This is a genomic window from Janthinobacterium sp. Ant5-2-1 (genome assembly GCF_001445815.1).
GTDB lineage: Bacteria > Pseudomonadota > Gammaproteobacteria > Burkholderiales > Burkholderiaceae_D > Janthinobacterium > Janthinobacterium lividum_E.
The window spans coordinates 1-15,024 of the sequence record NZ_LNCE01000037.1; the positions used below are offsets into that span (position 1 = coordinate 1).

15 protein-coding genes are annotated in these 15,024 nt (G+C 61.2%); 5 read left to right on the top strand and 10 right to left on the bottom strand.

Annotated elements, in window-relative coordinates:
- Positions 1–169: 169 nt before the first annotated feature.
- The 8 genes from bamC to ASN89_RS13145 all read right to left on the bottom strand — a co-directional run bounded on the left by bamC (position 170) and on the right by ASN89_RS13145 (position 7,234).
- Positions 170–1,363 carry an outer membrane protein assembly factor BamC gene (gene bamC / locus ASN89_RS13110; RefSeq protein ID WP_046685841.1) on the bottom strand — a complete coding sequence of 398 codons (1,194 nt, stop codon included), beginning with the start codon at positions 1,361–1,363 and terminating at the stop codon, positions 170–172.
- A gap of 81 nt (positions 1,364–1,444) precedes the next feature.
- On the bottom strand, positions 1,445–2,323 hold the full coding sequence (gene dapA, locus ASN89_RS13115; RefSeq protein ID WP_058049561.1) for a 4-hydroxy-tetrahydrodipicolinate synthase: 879 nt from the start codon (positions 2,321–2,323) through the stop codon (positions 1,445–1,447).
- Between the two features lie 84 nt (positions 2,324–2,407).
- Positions 2,408–2,980, bottom strand: coding sequence for a class I SAM-dependent methyltransferase (locus ASN89_RS13120; RefSeq protein WP_058049562.1), 573 nt, complete (start codon positions 2,978–2,980; stop codon positions 2,408–2,410).
- Between the two features lie 42 nt (positions 2,981–3,022).
- Complete coding sequence (locus ASN89_RS13125) at positions 3,023–3,700, bottom strand: site-2 protease family protein (protein WP_034750684.1); 678 nt, start codon at positions 3,698–3,700, stop codon at positions 3,023–3,025.
- A gap of 94 nt (positions 3,701–3,794) precedes the next feature.
- The gene (locus tag ASN89_RS13130) at positions 3,795–4,418 is read right to left on the bottom strand and encodes an L-threonylcarbamoyladenylate synthase (protein ID WP_046685844.1); all 624 of its coding nucleotides are present in this window, start codon (positions 4,416–4,418) and stop codon (positions 3,795–3,797) included.
- Positions 4,419–4,456: 38 nt separating this feature from the next.
- Complete coding sequence (gene htpX, locus ASN89_RS13135; protein WP_034750690.1) at positions 4,457–5,341, bottom strand: protease HtpX; 885 nt, start codon at positions 5,339–5,341, stop codon at positions 4,457–4,459.
- Positions 5,342–5,434: 93 nt separating this feature from the next.
- The gene (locus ASN89_RS13140; RefSeq protein WP_046685845.1) at positions 5,435–6,268 is read right to left on the bottom strand and encodes a 3',5'-nucleoside bisphosphate phosphatase; all 834 of its coding nucleotides are present in this window, start codon (positions 6,266–6,268) and stop codon (positions 5,435–5,437) included.
- 90 nt (positions 6,269–6,358) lie between these two features.
- Positions 6,359–7,234 carry an alpha/beta fold hydrolase gene (locus tag ASN89_RS13145; RefSeq protein WP_058049563.1) on the bottom strand — a complete coding sequence of 292 codons (876 nt, stop codon included), beginning with the start codon at positions 7,232–7,234 and terminating at the stop codon, positions 6,359–6,361.
- Positions 7,235–7,441: 207 nt separating this feature from the next.
- Between ASN89_RS13145 and ASN89_RS13150 the strand changes: the two genes are divergently transcribed.
- From ASN89_RS13150 to ASN89_RS13170, 5 genes are all read left to right on the top strand, one after another.
- Positions 7,442–7,966, top strand: a complete 525-nt coding sequence (locus ASN89_RS13150) for a gamma carbonic anhydrase family protein (RefSeq protein WP_058049564.1) — start codon at positions 7,442–7,444, stop codon at positions 7,964–7,966.
- A gap of 4 nt (positions 7,967–7,970) precedes the next feature.
- Complete coding sequence (gene hslO / locus ASN89_RS13155) at positions 7,971–8,951, top strand: Hsp33 family molecular chaperone HslO (protein ID WP_058049565.1); 981 nt, start codon at positions 7,971–7,973, stop codon at positions 8,949–8,951.
- A 153-nt stretch (positions 8,952–9,104) separates the two neighbouring features.
- Entirely contained in the window at positions 9,105–11,516 is a 2,412-nt protein-coding gene (locus ASN89_RS13160; RefSeq protein WP_235501962.1) for a TonB-dependent receptor, read from the top strand.
- Positions 11,516–12,646, top strand: a complete 1,131-nt coding sequence (locus ASN89_RS13165) for a glycerophosphodiester phosphodiesterase (RefSeq protein ID WP_058049566.1) — start codon at positions 11,516–11,518, stop codon at positions 12,644–12,646. The genes ASN89_RS13160 and ASN89_RS13165 overlap by 1 nt, the downstream gene beginning before the upstream one ends.
- A 152-nt stretch (positions 12,647–12,798) precedes the next feature.
- On the top strand, positions 12,799–13,080 hold the full coding sequence (locus ASN89_RS13170; protein WP_058049567.1) for a hypothetical protein: 282 nt from the start codon (positions 12,799–12,801) through the stop codon (positions 13,078–13,080).
- A gap of 251 nt (positions 13,081–13,331) precedes the next feature.
- On the opposite strand, the gene ftsB is transcribed toward ASN89_RS13170, so the two are convergent.
- Both ftsB and eno read right to left on the bottom strand, forming a co-directional pair.
- Complete coding sequence (gene ftsB, locus ASN89_RS13175) at positions 13,332–13,655, bottom strand: cell division protein FtsB (RefSeq protein WP_010400534.1); 324 nt, start codon at positions 13,653–13,655, stop codon at positions 13,332–13,334.
- Between the two features lie 61 nt (positions 13,656–13,716).
- Positions 13,717–15,000, bottom strand: coding sequence for a phosphopyruvate hydratase (eno, locus tag ASN89_RS13180; RefSeq protein WP_034750709.1), 1,284 nt, complete (start codon positions 14,998–15,000; stop codon positions 13,717–13,719).
- Positions 15,001–15,024: the final 24 nt, after the last annotated feature.

Here is a 15,024-nt window from a genome sequence, read left to right on the forward strand (position 1 = left end):
AGCACCCCGCAGTAAAGAAAGCCGGCCTTCGGGCCGGCTTTTTTACGTCCGGCGTTTTGTCCGCAAGATATGACGCCGGACGCAGGCAATAAAAAAGGCTGACCCGGTTTGCACCGGGCCAGCCTTTTTAATGCGTGGCAGGTTTTCAAACCTGCCGCTGTCATACCACTTATTTCAACTGGTCGTTCAGCAGGCCCAGGATCTTCTCTGCCACTGGCGAGACATCAGGCTGGCCTTCGTTGCTGAGGATGCTGACCAGGCTGGTCGAGCCCGTACCGGCCTTGACGAGAACGCGGTAGCGCTGCGCTTCCTTGTCCTTGTCGGACGACGAGCCCCAGCTGAACAGTTTCGAGAAGAAACCATCTTTCTTGACCGCGTCCGGATCGACGTAACGCACGAAATACGTGCCTTGCGTGCGGTCGCGGTCTTCCACGGTGAAGCCGACACGGTCCAGCGCCAGGCCGACACGGCGCCAGGCGCGGTCGAAACCTTCATCGACCTCAATGCCGCGCGACGGCGTGGCGGCGTCGCCGACCAGCTTGGCGTGCTGCGGCTGCACGATGGCGGCATCGACAGCCGTCTTCGCTTGCGCATCGTCGCTGGCCGCGCCCAGGCGCGTCATCAGCTTGGCCAGGAATTGCGCCTCCAGGCCCGGATCGTTCGGGCGGGCGGTCCAGGTGGTGGTTTCCTTGTCGCGGCCCGTGACCACCTCTTCCACGCCGCGGTGGCTGATGTAGATCTCGGTCGATCCATCGGCCAGGCGCTCCATGCGGGTACGGAACTTGTCTTTTTCACCGGTCGAGTACAGCGAATCGAAAGCCTTGCCGATGGTGCTGCGGATAAAGTCTTGCGGCACCTTGGCACGGTTTTCGTTCCACTCGGTTTCCATGATGCCAGCCGTCGGCTGGTCCACGGCAATGGTGAAGCCCGAATCTTCCCAGAACTGCTTGAGTTGCGGCCACAGCACCTCAGGCGACTGCTTGACGACCAGCCAGCGTTGGTTGCCCGCGCGCTCGACCTTCACGCCGCCTGCCGTGACAGGCACGACACCGACCACGCCGTCGGCGCCCACGACGACGGGCGTACCGGCCGTGGCGTTGCGCTGCGCGTTGTAGCCGGAAGCCGTGGCCACGCCGTTTTTCGCATCCGGCAAGGAGTAACGGTTGTCCTGCTGCAATTGCGTCAGGTCAGGCGGCACGTCCAGGGTGCCGGCTTTCTTGACCGACTTGTAGTCGACCTTGTCGCCGCCGACTACCGAACTGATCATGCCGCAACCCGCGAGGCTGGCTGCGATGGCGCCGATGACGATGCCGCGGACGGCGATGGTGGCAGGCGCCGATTGGTTTTTCTTGCAATTAGTCATGTCGTAACTGGATAAGAAGCTAAGTAGCAGCTGGAATCAGGGAAGGTCCGGACTGGTCGAGTCCGGGCTTGAAGTTCGGCCTTAAGACAGGATACCGGCGTCGCGCAAGGCATCGCGCACGGTGGCGTGGCAATTTTCAGCCAGCGGCACCAGTGGCAAGCGTATGCCGGCAGGCATCAGGCCCATTTCGGCCATCGCCCATTTGACGGGCACCGGGTTGGGCTCGACAAACAACTTCTGGTGCAGAGGAAAAACTTTGTTATTGATGGCAATTGCCATGGCGCGCTCGCCCGCCATGGCCGCGACGCACAGTTCGTGCATGGCGCGCGGCGCGACGTTGGCCGTCACGGAAATGTTGCCGTGGCCGCCGCAGAACATCAGCGCCATGGCCGTCGGATCGTCGCCCGAGTACACGGCGAAGTCGGCCGGCACGAGGCGCAGCAGGTCGATGCCACGGCCGATATTGCCGGTCGCATCTTTCACGCCGACGATATTCGGGATGGCGGACAGGCGCACGATGGTCTCGTTGCTCATGTCGGCAACCGTGCGGCCCGGCACGTTGTACAGGATGACGGGGATGTCGACGGCTTCGGCGATGGCCTTGAAGTGCTGGTACATGCCTTCCTGGGTAGGACGGTTGTAGTACGGCACCACTTGCAAGACAGCATCGGCGCCCGCTTCTTTCGCGTAGCGCGTCAGTTTGATCGCCTCGGCCGTGGAGTTGCCTCCGGCGCCGGCGATGATAGGAATGCGTCCCTTGGCATGTTCGACGGTCAACTGGATCAGTTCGCAGTGTTCTTCCACGCTGACTGTTGCCGATTCGCCCGTTGTGCCAACGATGACGATGCCGTCCGTACCCTCGGCGATATGCCAGTCGATCAGCTTGCGCAGACCTGGAAAGTCCAGACTGCCGTCTGCGTGCATCGGGGTGACGATTGCTACAATGCTGCCCTTGATCATAGTAAGTTTATAGCGCCGATAAATAAAACAACGATTGTAGCGGATAGCCCGCGCCTGTGGTGCATTCTGACATAGTATGGCCGCTCAAAACGTCGGCAGCAGGGCTGCCAACCGTGGAAAATCCGGCCGGACGGCACAAATTCGTTGCACCAGAGCAGCTTTTGGCTGCTCCACTCTTCCATCCTCATACGCTACCACACGCAAGCCCTGCTGCACCGCCCAGGTCAGCATTTCGCCTTCCTTCAGCAGGAATTTCGGATTCGACGGCTTGCCGAACTGCTCATTGCCTTCGGCAAACGTTTCGTACAGCAGCACGCCATCGGGCGCCAGGCTGGCAATCATGGTGTCCAGTAGCGGCCGGTGCAGATAATTCGTGACGACGATGCCGGCAAAACGGCCGGGCGCGAAGGGCCATACGGCGCCCGGCGCTTCCAGGTCCACCAGCGAGGTGGTGATGCCCGTGCCGGCCGCTTTTTCCAGCATTTCCAGATCATGGTCGAGCGCGATCACGGGGTGGCCCAGGCTCACCAGGTGGCGCGCATGGCGGCCTGCGCCGCAGGCCAGGTCCAGCACTTCACCGCCCGGAATCAGCGGCGCCCAGCGGCGCAGCCAGCCGGAAATCGCTTCGGTTTCTACTGTTGGTTCAATTGCTTGCATCGGTACTTCCATCAATTATTTGCGACCATCCGGTTGCTTGTATCACGTCAACAGGGCCGTCAGGGGCGTGACCATGGTGACAAAAATGCCTATGACAAATTCGATTGCCGCCAGCAAGGCGCGGTTCAGTACGCCCGTGTACATCAGCAGCACCAGGGCACCAAACACATACAGGCTGTAGCGCTCGATGCTGGCGTAAGGGCGCGCCAGCTGCATCGGCAGCAAGCCTGTCATGATGCGTCCGCCATCGAGCGGCGGCACGGGGATCAGGTTAAACACGAACATGGCAGCATTCACGCTGACGCCGGCGCCCGCCATCTTGCGGAAAAACATGCCCATTTCCGTCGGCGGCATAACGCTGAGCACGACAAAGGCGATCATCCAGCCCAGGCCCATCACGAAATTGGCGCCAGGCCCGGCAAACGCCACCCAGGCCATCTGCTTCTTCGGATTGCGCAGGCGGCTGAAATCGACGGGTACCGGCTTGGCATAGCCGAACGGTACCTGGATTGCGAAATACAGCATCAAGGGCAGCAAGATCGTGCCGAAAGGATCGATGTGCCGGATGGGATTGAGGCTCAGCCTGCCCTCGTTCGAAGCCGTGGGGTCACCGAAATAGCGGGCGACGTAGCCGTGCGCCGCCTCATGCAGGGAAATGGCAAACAGCACCGGTACCAGGTACACCGCAATGGTCTGGACTATCGTATTGAAATCGCTCATGACCGCGATTCTACCAGAGGCGCCACAGCCTCTTTCTTATGTTGTCATTAAGAACAGGTGAAGAGCGGCGCCAGAACGTGCGCGCCATCCTCCTCTACAAGCCCAGCACGGCCGGGTCACCGCGCCCCACGCGCACCACTTCCGGCTCCGGTCCCGTCAGGTCGATCACGGTGCTGGGGCCATGCGCGCAGACGCCGCCATCGATGATCAGGTCGACCAGTTTTTCAAGGCGCTCGCGGATGGTGTCGGCGTCCGTCAGGCTCTCTTCATCGCCGGGCAGGGTCAAGGTCGCGCCCAGCAGCGGCTGGCCCAGCTCTTCCAGCAGACATTGCACGATGCGGTGCTGCGGCACGCGCAGGCCGATGGTCTTGCGCGAGGGATGGCTGAGGCGGCGCGGCACTTCCTTCGTCGCTTCGAGGATGAAGGTGTAGGCGCCCGGCGTGGCCGCCTTGAGCAGGCGGAACTGGCGATTGTCCACGCGGGCGTACACGCCCAGCTCGCTCAAGTCGCGGCACAGCAAGGTGAGATGGTGCTTTTCATCCACGCCACGGATGCGGCGCAGGCGCTCGACGGCGCCCTTGTCGTCGAGCTGGCATACGAGTGCATAGCAGGAATCCGTGGGCAAGGCCACGACGCCGCCGGACTGGATGATCTGCGCGGCCTGCTTGATCAGGCGCAATTGCGGATTGTCGGGGTGAATCTGGAAAAATTGACTCATGTGTAAGCGTTCTGGCGAACCAGCTTGTTAAGTTAGCATTATTGTACGCCGCGCAGCGCGGCGATGCGTTGTTCGATCGGCGGATGGGTGGCGAACAGCGCGCCCCATCCGCCATTGCCGCCGCTGATGCCCAGCGCCTGCATCGATTGCGGCAGCTCGCCCGGATGCACGCCGCCCAGGCGGGCCAGCGCATGCATCATCGGCGTGGGGCTGCCCAGCAGCTTGGCAGAACCGGCATCGGCGCGGAATTCGCGCTGGCGCGAGAACCAGGCCACGATGATGGAAGCGAGCAAGCCGAAGATCACTTCGCACACCATCACGGTGACGAAATAGCCGATGCCGCGTCCGCCGCCTTCGCGGTTGTTATTTTTCAGCAGCACATTGTCGACAAAGAAACCCACCACACGGGCCATGAAGACGACGAAGGTATTCACCACGCCCTGGATCAGGGTCAAAGTCACCATGTCGCCATTCGCGACGTGAGCGATCTCGTGACCCAGCACGGCTTCGACTTCATCGCGGTTCATGCTTTGCAACAAGCCGGTCGAGACAGCCACCAGCGCCGAATTTTTAAAAGCACCCGTGGCGAACGCATTCGCGTCGCCCTCGTACACGGCCACTTCCGGCATGCCGATGCCGGCCCGCTCGGACAGCGCGCGCACGGTATTGACCAGCCACAATTCCGTCGACGACGTCGGATTGTCGATGACGCGCGCACCCGTGCTCCACTTGGCCATCGGTTTGCTGATCAACAGGGAAAAGATTGATCCCGTGAAACCGACCACCAGCGAAAACACCAGCAGGCTGCCCAGGTTCAGGGTGCTGCCACGCGCCGGATTGCCCACGCCCAGCAAACTGAGCACGAGCGACAGCACCAGCATCACGGCCAGATTGGTTGCAATAAACAGGACGATACGTTTCATGGGCGTTGGCTCCGGAAAAACAAGAATAGCTAAAAGATAAGTGTGCAGCCGCGACTTTTCAAGCCCGCGCGGCAGGCGCAGGCCAGCCGCGCCCTAGAACCAGTCGTGCCAGATCGGGGTCACGTTTGATGGCAGTGGCGGCAACTTGGCGAAATCCACGCGCGACTCGCCCGGCGCATGGAAATCCGTGCCGCGCGAGGCGAGGAAGCCGTAGGCGTTGGCCAGTTGCGCATATTCGGGATACTGGTCCGGGCTATGGCTGCCCGTGACGACTTCGATGGCCACGCCACCGAGTTGCTTGAATTCATCGAACAGCACGCCTTGCGCCATGTCGCTGAAACGGTAGCGGCCCGGATGGGCGATGACGGCCACGCCGCCCGCGCCGCGTATCCAGCCCACCGCCTCGGCCAGGGTCGCCCAGCGGTGCTCGACGTAGCCAGGCTTGCCTTCCGACAGGTATTTCTTGAACACGTCGGGGATGTTCGCGCATTTCCCCATTTCCACGATGTAGCGGGCGAAGTGCGTGCGCGACATCAGGTCCGGGTTGCCAACGAATTTCAAGGCCCCTTCATAGGCGTCGGGAATACCGGCCAAGTCCAGCTGGCGGGCAATCTCGCGGCCGCGCGCGTCGCGCCCGGAACGCGTCTGGTGCAAGCCCTGCACGAGACCAGGATTGTTTTCATCGACTTGCAAGCCTACGATGTGCACGGTTTCGCCGGCCCACGTAATGGAAATTTCCACGCCGGCCACGAAGCGCATGCCCAGATCCAAGGCGGCCGCGCGCGCGGCGGCCACGCCCGACACTTCATCGTGGTCCGTCAGCGCCCACACGTCGACGCCGGCCTTGCGTGCGTGCGCCGCCACAGCGGCCGGTGACAGCACGCCGTCGGAGATATTCGAATGACAATGCAGGTCGACTTTAAGCATGTGAAAACAATACCCTGCACGGGCTCAGCATGGAAGAAGTTTTCATTGTACGCTGCTTATCAAATCGCGCTGCGGCGTTCCCGACACACATCAGGCCAAAAAGGCTTCCACGAGACGCGCCAGTGCCGCCGGTTGATCATGATGCAGCATGTGGCCCGCATCCGCCATCATCTCGCAGCGCACATCCTTGATGCAGGCCAAACGCCGGTCGATCTCGATGCGCGCCTGCTCCTTCGGCCCCATCCATTGCCACATATTTGTGTCATCGGCTTCCACCCACAGCACGGGTGCCGTGATGCGGCGCCAGCACGCCATCACTTCTTCCACCTGATACAGGATGGGATTGACCCGCTTGTGCTGCGGGTCGCCCATGATGTCCCACTCGCCCGCCTCGTTCTGCGCCGACCAGTGCTCGGCGAGGAAGGCCGCGCGCTCGTCCGGCAGGCGCGGATTGGTCTTTTGCAGGCGTTCGGCCACGGCTTTTTGCGTGGGATAGCTGCGCATGGCGGGCGGCTCGCGCAATTCGGCTAGCCACTTGGCATAGCGGCCCGGCGCCTGCTCCGGCTTGCTTGCCATCATGCCGAAGCCTTCCAGGTTGATGAAGCGGCCGATGCGCTCGGGCCGCACGCCCGCGTACAGGCCGGCCACGTTGGCGCCCATGCTGTGACCCAGCAGGCTGACGGGAGCGTCCGGCGAGTAATGCAGCAGCATGGCGTCCAGGTCGGCCAAGTAGTCGGGGAACCAGTAGGTGTCCGATTGCGTGTAGTCGCTCAGGCCAAAGCCGCGCCAATCGGGCGCGATCACGTGCCAGTCGCCTTGCAACTCGTCGACGACGAACTGGAACGAGGCGGCCACGTCCATCCAACCGTGCACCATGAACAGGATGGGCGCCCCTACACGGCCCCAGTGGCGCACATGCGTACGGGCGCCGCGGATGTTGATGAATTCGGAACGGGAAAGTTTCATGGGTTTCATCTCATTGCCTGCCTTGAAAGTAGCGCGGATGGCGCCACATGCTGTGTCTGTAGATATGACGGGCATAAAAGTACGACCGTTCGATAATTATACCGGATTGACGGTCGGCGCTCGGACTTGCCCTGCAACAGCGTAAAATAGCGCAAAACTTCCGCGTCCGGCCGCGCCCGGCGCTTCCACCACCGCCACAGGCTAACGATGACACTCTACCAATTGGGCGCAGATGCGCCGCAGATTGATGCTTCCGCTTTTGTTGCCGACACGGCCAACGTGATCGGCAAGGTGACCCTGGAAGCGAATACGTCCGTATGGTTCGGCGCCACGATTCGCGGCGACAACGAACGCATTACCGTGGGCGCCAACAGCAATGTGCAGGAAGGCGCCGTGCTGCACACGGACCCGGGCTACCCGCTGGACATCGGCGAGAACGTAACCATCGGCCACCAGGCAATGTTGCATGGCTGCACGATCGGCGATGGCGCCCTGATCGGCATCCAGGCCGTGATCCTGAACGGCGCGAAGATCGGCAAGAATTGCCTGGTCGGCGCGGGCGCCCTGGTCACGGAAGGCAAGGAATTTCCCGACAATATGCTGATCATCGGCTCACCGGCGAAAGCCGTGCGAGCCCTGACGGCAGACGATATCACCAGGCTACAAGGCAACGCCGTGAACTATGTGCAGCGCGGCCAGCTATTTAATACGCAACTCAAGAAGATTGGATAAAAGAATGACGACTGAAACCACGGGCGCCGTCAGCGCAGCCGCTACCGGCCAGGATACCCTGCAAAAATTTATTTTCGACAACGCCGCCGTGCGCGGCCAGTTCATCGACGTGTCCCACACCTGGCAGGAAGTGGTGTCGCGCCACGCCTACCCGACGGCCGTGAAAAAAGTGCTGGGCGAAATGGTGGCTGCCGCCGCCCTGCTGTCGGCCAACCTGAAATTCAACGGCTCCATCATCATGCAAATCCACGGTGACGGTCCCGTGCGCCTGATGGTGGTCGAGTGCGACTCCGACCTGCGCCTGCGCGCCACGGCCAAGCTCGACCCGGACGCCATCATCCCCGACGTGGCCACCGTGCCGCAACTGCTCAATGCCACGGGCAAGGGCCGCTTCATCATCACCCTGGACCCGGCCGACAAGGTGCCAGGCCAGCAGCCGTACCAAGGCATCGTGCCGCTGGACGGCGACGACATGGCGACCGTGATCGAAAACTACATGTTGCGCTCGGAACAGCTCGACACGCGTCTGTGGCTGGCCACGGACGACAGCGTCTCGCGCGGCCTGCTGCTGCAAAAGCTGCCCCACCATGGCGGCAAGGCCGAAGCGACGCCTGTGTCGGAAGAAGATGCGCTCGACACGTGGAACCGCGCCGTGATGCTGGCGTCGACTCTGAAAGAGACAGAAATCCTGTCGACGGACATCGACACCCTGATGCAGCGTTTGTTTTGGGAAGAAACGATCCGCGTCTTCGACCCGCTGCACCCGAGCTTCCATTGCAGCTGCACGCGCGAAAAAGTCGGCAACATGCTCAAGATGCTGGGCGAGGAAGAAGTCAACAGCACCCTGGAAGAAGTGGGCCAGGTGGGCGTGAACTGCGATTTCTGCGGCCAGCACTACGAATTCGACAAGGTCGATTGCGCGCAGCTGTTCATCACGGATGCGCCAGCCGAAGTGCTCATTCCGCCAGCTGCAAGCATCAACTGATTATTACAGTTTCGCCATAATCCCTCTGCGCCGCCCCTAGGGCGGCGTCTTTGTTTCTACTGTCATATTCCCGTCATCAGTTCGTCATCAGCCCGTCACGCGCCGCCGTTACGCTGCGCAGCTTGTATTACCCACACTAATTTCCACAGGCTGATGATGACCACCCACTTGACGCTGGCCCTGCGCCGCCATTCCTTCCATGTTTTGCTGGGCGCCTGCGCCGCAGGCTTGAGTTTGCCTGCCTTGGCGCAAACGGCCGTGGCCGCCGCCGTGGCCTCCGCCGCCACCGAGATGGCCGCGCCCGCCACTGCCGCCGATGACGGCGCACCGATGGCCACCGTAGAGATTTCCTCGCGCAAGACGCGTTCTTCCGTCGCCCTGAGCAAGAATGAAATCCAGAAAATCCTGCCCGGCACGAATCCCCTGAAAGCCCTGCAAACCTTGCCAGGCGTCAGCTTCCAGACGGCCGATCCATGGGGCAACAACGAGCAAAACCTGTCGCTCTTCGTGCATGGCTTTTCTGGCCAGCAACTGGGCTACACCATGGATGGCGTGCCGCTGGGCGACCAGCAGTACGGCAACTACAACGGCCTGTCGCCGCAGCGCGCCGTGATCAGCGAAAACGTTCGCAGCGTCGTGCTGTCGTCGGGCGCGGGCGACCTGGCCACGGCCTCGACCAGCAATCTGGGCGGCACCATCGAAACCTATTCCAGCGACCCGCTGGCCACGCAGGGCGCCAGCGTGCAGCAAACGGTGGGCAGCCACCGCACCTCGCGCACGTTCGCCCGCTACGACACGGGCGCCTTCGGCGACGGCAGCAGCGCCTATTTTTCCATCCTGCACCACGAAGCGCGCGCCTGGGACTTCGATGCGCGCCAGGGCGGCGACCAGTTCAACGCCAAGTTTGTCAACCGCAGCGAAGCGGGCAAGCTGACCCTGTTCTTCAATTACTCGGACAAGATCGAGCCGAACGAAGACAGCACCGTGCACGTGGCCGGCGAAACGAGCGCGCCGTACACGCGCCCTTTCCTGTATCCGGACTTCAAGGCGGCCCTCAATTATTTGTCGCCAACGGGTGCGACGCCCGCCGCGGACGGCAACAATTACCGCAATTACTACAGCGATGCGCAGCGCACCGATTACCTGGCCTACGCCAAGTTCGACGCCAACTTGTCCGAAGGCATGACCTGGTCGAACCAGGTGTATTACCACAAGGATGACGGCGCGGGCGTGGTGGCCGGTCCCATCGGCGTGGCCGGTTTGCCGGGCCTGTTCAGCGTGTACTACCCGAAACAGAATTTGAAGGAAGTCTTCGGCAACTCGGGCTATGCCGTGCGCACGACGGAATACGACATCAAGCGTGGCGGCTTCATTTCCACTTTGCGCAAGGAAATCGGCGAGCATCAGCTGGAAGCGGGCCTGTGGCTGGAACAGAACCGCTCGTCCGCCTATCGCCGCTGGTATGCGCTCGACGTCAACAACCCGACGTCGCCGTATGACCGCCCCAGCAATCCTTTGATCACGCAATACGGCAGCGAGATCGACAACAAGGTGGTGCAGCTGCACTTGCAGGATGAATGGCGCATCCGCCCCGATATCGCCTTGCAGGCCGGCTTCAAGTCCAGCCTGCAGTTTGCCGACGGCCAATTCCCCGTGCAGCCGGCCAAGGGCGCCATTGCCGGCGGTTCGACGGCCTTGCCGGTCGGCACCATCAACACGAAAAAATGGTTTTTGCCGCAAGTGGGTGCGCGCTGGGATGTCACGCCGCAAGACCAGCTGTATTTCAATATCCAGAAAAACATGCGCCAGTTCGTCACCTATGGCGGTGGCGGCGCCTCGCCGTGGAGCTTGTCGAGCCAGGCCGCTTTTGATTTGTTCAAGCGCGACGCCAAGCCGGAAACGGCCCTCACCTATGAAGTGGGCGTGCGCGGCAGCCATCCATTGAACCTGGGCACCATCACGGCCATCGATGGGCAAGTCAACGTCTACCACGTCGACTTCAGCAACCGCTTGCTGCAGATCAGCCCGACCCCCGTGATTTCCTCCATCATCGGCGGCAACCCCGTGCTGGCCAACGTGGGCAGCGTGCGCACGGACGGCATCGACATCGCCGGCACCGTTCACTTCGGCAACAATTTTTCGTTCTACAATGCCCTGTCATACAACCGTTCGCAGTACGCGGACAATTACAACAATGGCACCGCGCTGGTCTTGACTGCTGGCAAGAACGTGCCGGGTTCGCCCGAGTGGCTGAACAAGTTTGTTGCCTCGGCAACGTTTGGCGATATCGAAGTACAGCTGACGGGAGATTACGTGGGCAAGCGCTACGCGACATACACCAACGATTTGTCCGTGCCCAGCTATTTCCTGATGGGCCTGGGCGTGTCGGGCAAGCTGCCGGCCATGGCCAGCTGGCTGAAAAATCCGCGCTGGAGAGTGAACGTCAGCAATCTGGCCAACCGTGAAGGCTCGCTGAACGTGGTGGTCGGTGCGGCCGACAAGACGTACAACACCTTCCCGATCGCCCCGCGCCAGGGATTCCTGACCTTGACGGCGGACTTCTGATGCGCACTCCAATCTTGCCGCAACGGCATTTTTCGCGCCGCAGCTTCGTCCGGGCGGCCGCCGGCGGCCTGGCGCTGGCCGCCGCGCCAGGTTTTGCGGCCGGCCTGCTGGCCACGCCACCTGCCCGTCCGCTCGTGTTCGCCCACCGGGGCGCCAGCGCCCTGCGTCCCGAGCATACCTTGGCGTCGTACGCCAAGGCCATCCTCGACGGCGCCGACTACGTGGAGCCGGACCTGGTCGCCACGCGCGACGGCATCCTCGTGGCGCGTCATGAAAGCAATCTGATCGACACCACCGACGTGGCGCGCCGTCCTGAATTTTCCAGCCGGCGCGGCAAGAAGATGGTCGACGGCGAATGGCACGAAGGCTGGTTCGTCGATGACTTTACGCTGGCGGAATTGAAAACCCTGCGCGCCATCGAACGGCTGCCGAAAGTACGTACCGGCAATACCTTGTACGATGGACAATTCCAGATCCCCACGTGGGAAGAAATCATCGATTTTGTTGCAGCGCAATCGGCCGCCAGCGGCCGCATCATCGGCCTCGTGCCCGAGCTGAAAAGCTCGACCTACTTCCGCGATGCGGGCCTGGCGCTGGAAGACCGTTTCCTGTCGACCATGCTGGCGCACGAATACACGCGCCGCGCACCGATCGAAATCCAGTCCTTCGAAGTGGCAAATTTGAAATACTTGCGCGAGAAGCTGGGACGGCGCGCCAACGTGCGTCTGATGCAGCTGGTCGTGGGCGGCGATATCCGACCGATGGACGTGGCCAAGGCGGGCGGCAAGCTGACGTTCGGGCAGATGACGACGCCGGCCGGCCTGCGCGACATCGCCGCCTACGCGGACGTGGTTGCGCCGCCAACGCGCGGCGTTATCCCGCTGGGCACCGATCAGCGCCTGGCCAAGCCCACTGCCATCGTCGACGATGCGCACCAGGCGGGCTTGCTGCTGCACACGTGGACCTTCCGTCCGGAAAACCGTTTCCTGGCGGCCGACTTCCGCGATGGCAATGGCGAAAACGCACGCAACGAAGCGGGATCCGTGGCGGAAATGCGGCGCTATATAGAAACGGGATTGGACGGTTTTTTCAGCGACGATCCGGGTCTGGGACGCATCGCCGCCGGATAAACATTTCGTAACAAATTCTTTTTCAGGGCGTGGCCGGTGGCTACGCCCTTATTATTCGTTTCTTGAATTTCTGAAATTGGAATTTGGAATTAGACATATATCGCGAACTCCATTATTGTGCAATGCAACAACAGACCATTCATGGAGGGCATATGTCCACTTTTACCAACACCTACAGCAACGACAACGACAACTACTTCAGCAACCTGGGCCGCGCCACGCGCGCCTTCCTGGGCGCCCTGCTCGCTTCCAAGCCGTACAGCGAACTGGCCCAGAAGGAAGTCATCGCCACCGCGACGACCAGCGCTGACGACGAACGCTATGTGCGCCCAAGCAAGCGCGATTTCGCCCTGCTGAACTCGGAAGCGAACCGCTACGAAAAACTGATGCCTAACCTCGCGGCCGAGTTGCGCTTTCTGGCCTCGCGCGGTTAAAAAATCACGACTAATTTAAAAGGAAATTTTATGATGTTTCTCGAAACCGCACTGATCGCCGTAGCCGTCGTCGTTACCGGCATCCATTTCTACCTGATCTCGACCGGCAAGGCCCGTTTCTGATCAGCAAGCAGCAAGGCAGTCGTGTATAGCAGTAGAAAGTAATAAGTACCAGGTAGTAATCAAGCGGTGATATGTCAGCCTGGCAATCGGTCCAGGCTGGCAAGCGGGAAGTAATAGATAGTCAATACTCAGTGCGGCGCAGCAGCGTCCACCGGCGTTTCCAGCAGTGGCGGGGTTTGTCCCTTGCGCACGATCTGCACGAAAATCTCATTCTGTTTGACCATGCCCAGCTCATAGCGGGCACGCTCCTCGACGGCGCCCGTACCATCTTTCAGGTCGCGCACTTCGGATTCGAGCTTGGCGTTTCGCGCCTTCAATTCCACATTCTTTTTATTGGCCACCGCCACTTGGGCTTCCATGTCGGCAACGCGCAGCCAGCCGCCTTTACCCAGCCAGAGGGGAAATTGGATCAGCAGCAGCAGGGCTGCCAGGGCGAGCGTAATCAGGCGCATGGGGTAGTCGGTTAACAAACCGGCCGGATATCTCCGGCCGGCCAGTGGGTTTTACATCAGCTTACTTCAGATTATAGAACGCATCGCGGCCAGGGTAGCTGGCGATGTCGCCCAGGTCTTCCTCGATACGCAGCAACTGATTGTACTTGGCCATGCGGTCCGAGCGCGACATCGAGCCGGTCTTGATCTGCAGGGCGTTCGTGGCAACGGCGATATCGGCGATGGTCGAGTCTTCCGTTTCGCCCGAGCGGTGCGAAATGACGGCCGTGTAACCGGCGCGCTTGGCCATTTCGATGGCGGCGAACGTTTCCGTCAGGGTACCGATCTGGTTGATCTTGATCAGGATCGAGTTGGCGATGCCTTTCGAGATGCCTTCTTTCAGGATCTTGGTGTTGGTGACATACAGGTCGTCGCCGACCAGCTGCACTTTCTTGCCCAGTTCCGCCGTCAGGATCGCCCAGCCGTCCCAGTCGCCTTCATGCATCGCGTCTTCGATCGAGATGATCGGGTACTTGTCGCACCAGGTCGCCAGCAGGTTGGTGAACTCGGTGGCGGTCAGGCTCAGGCCTTCGCCTTCCATTTCGTACTTGCCGTTCTTGTAGAACTCGGACGCGGCGCAATCGAGGCCGATGGCGATCTGCGTGCCTGGCTCGTAGCCGGCTTCTTCGATGGCCTGGATGATCAGCTTGATGGCTTCTTCATGATTGGCCAGGGATGGCGCGAAACCGCCTTCATCACCCACGTTGGTGTTCAGGCCCTTCTTGTGCAGGATCTTTTTCAGCGTGTGGAATACTTCCGCGCCGTAGCGGACGGCTTCCTTGAACGACGGGGCGCCCACGGGAATGATCATGAATTCCTGGATGTCCAGGTTGTTGTCGGCGTGCGCGCCGCCGTTGATGACGTTCATCATCGGCACTGGCATCTGCATGGCGCCCGAACCGCCGAAATAGCGGTACAGCGGCAAGCCCGCTTCTTCAGCGGCAGCCTTGGCGACAGCCATCGAGACGGCCAGGATGGCGTTGGCGCCCAGGCGCGATTTGTTTTCCGTGCCGTCCAGGTCGATCAGGGTACGGTCCAGGAAAGCCTGTTCATTGGCGTCCAGGCCCATGATGGCTTCGGAGATTTCGGTATTGATGTTTTCGCATGCTTGCAGCACGCCCTTGCCGAAGTAGCGCTTGGCGTCGCCATCGCGCAATTCCACGGCTTCGCGCGAACCGGTCGAGGCACCCGACGGTACGGCCGCACGGCCCATCACGCCCGATTCCAGCAACACATCGCATTCGACGGTCGGGTTACCGCGCGAGTCCAGGATTTCGCGACCGATAATATCAACAATAGCACTCATGTCATTCTCCAAAGTTAAGCGTAA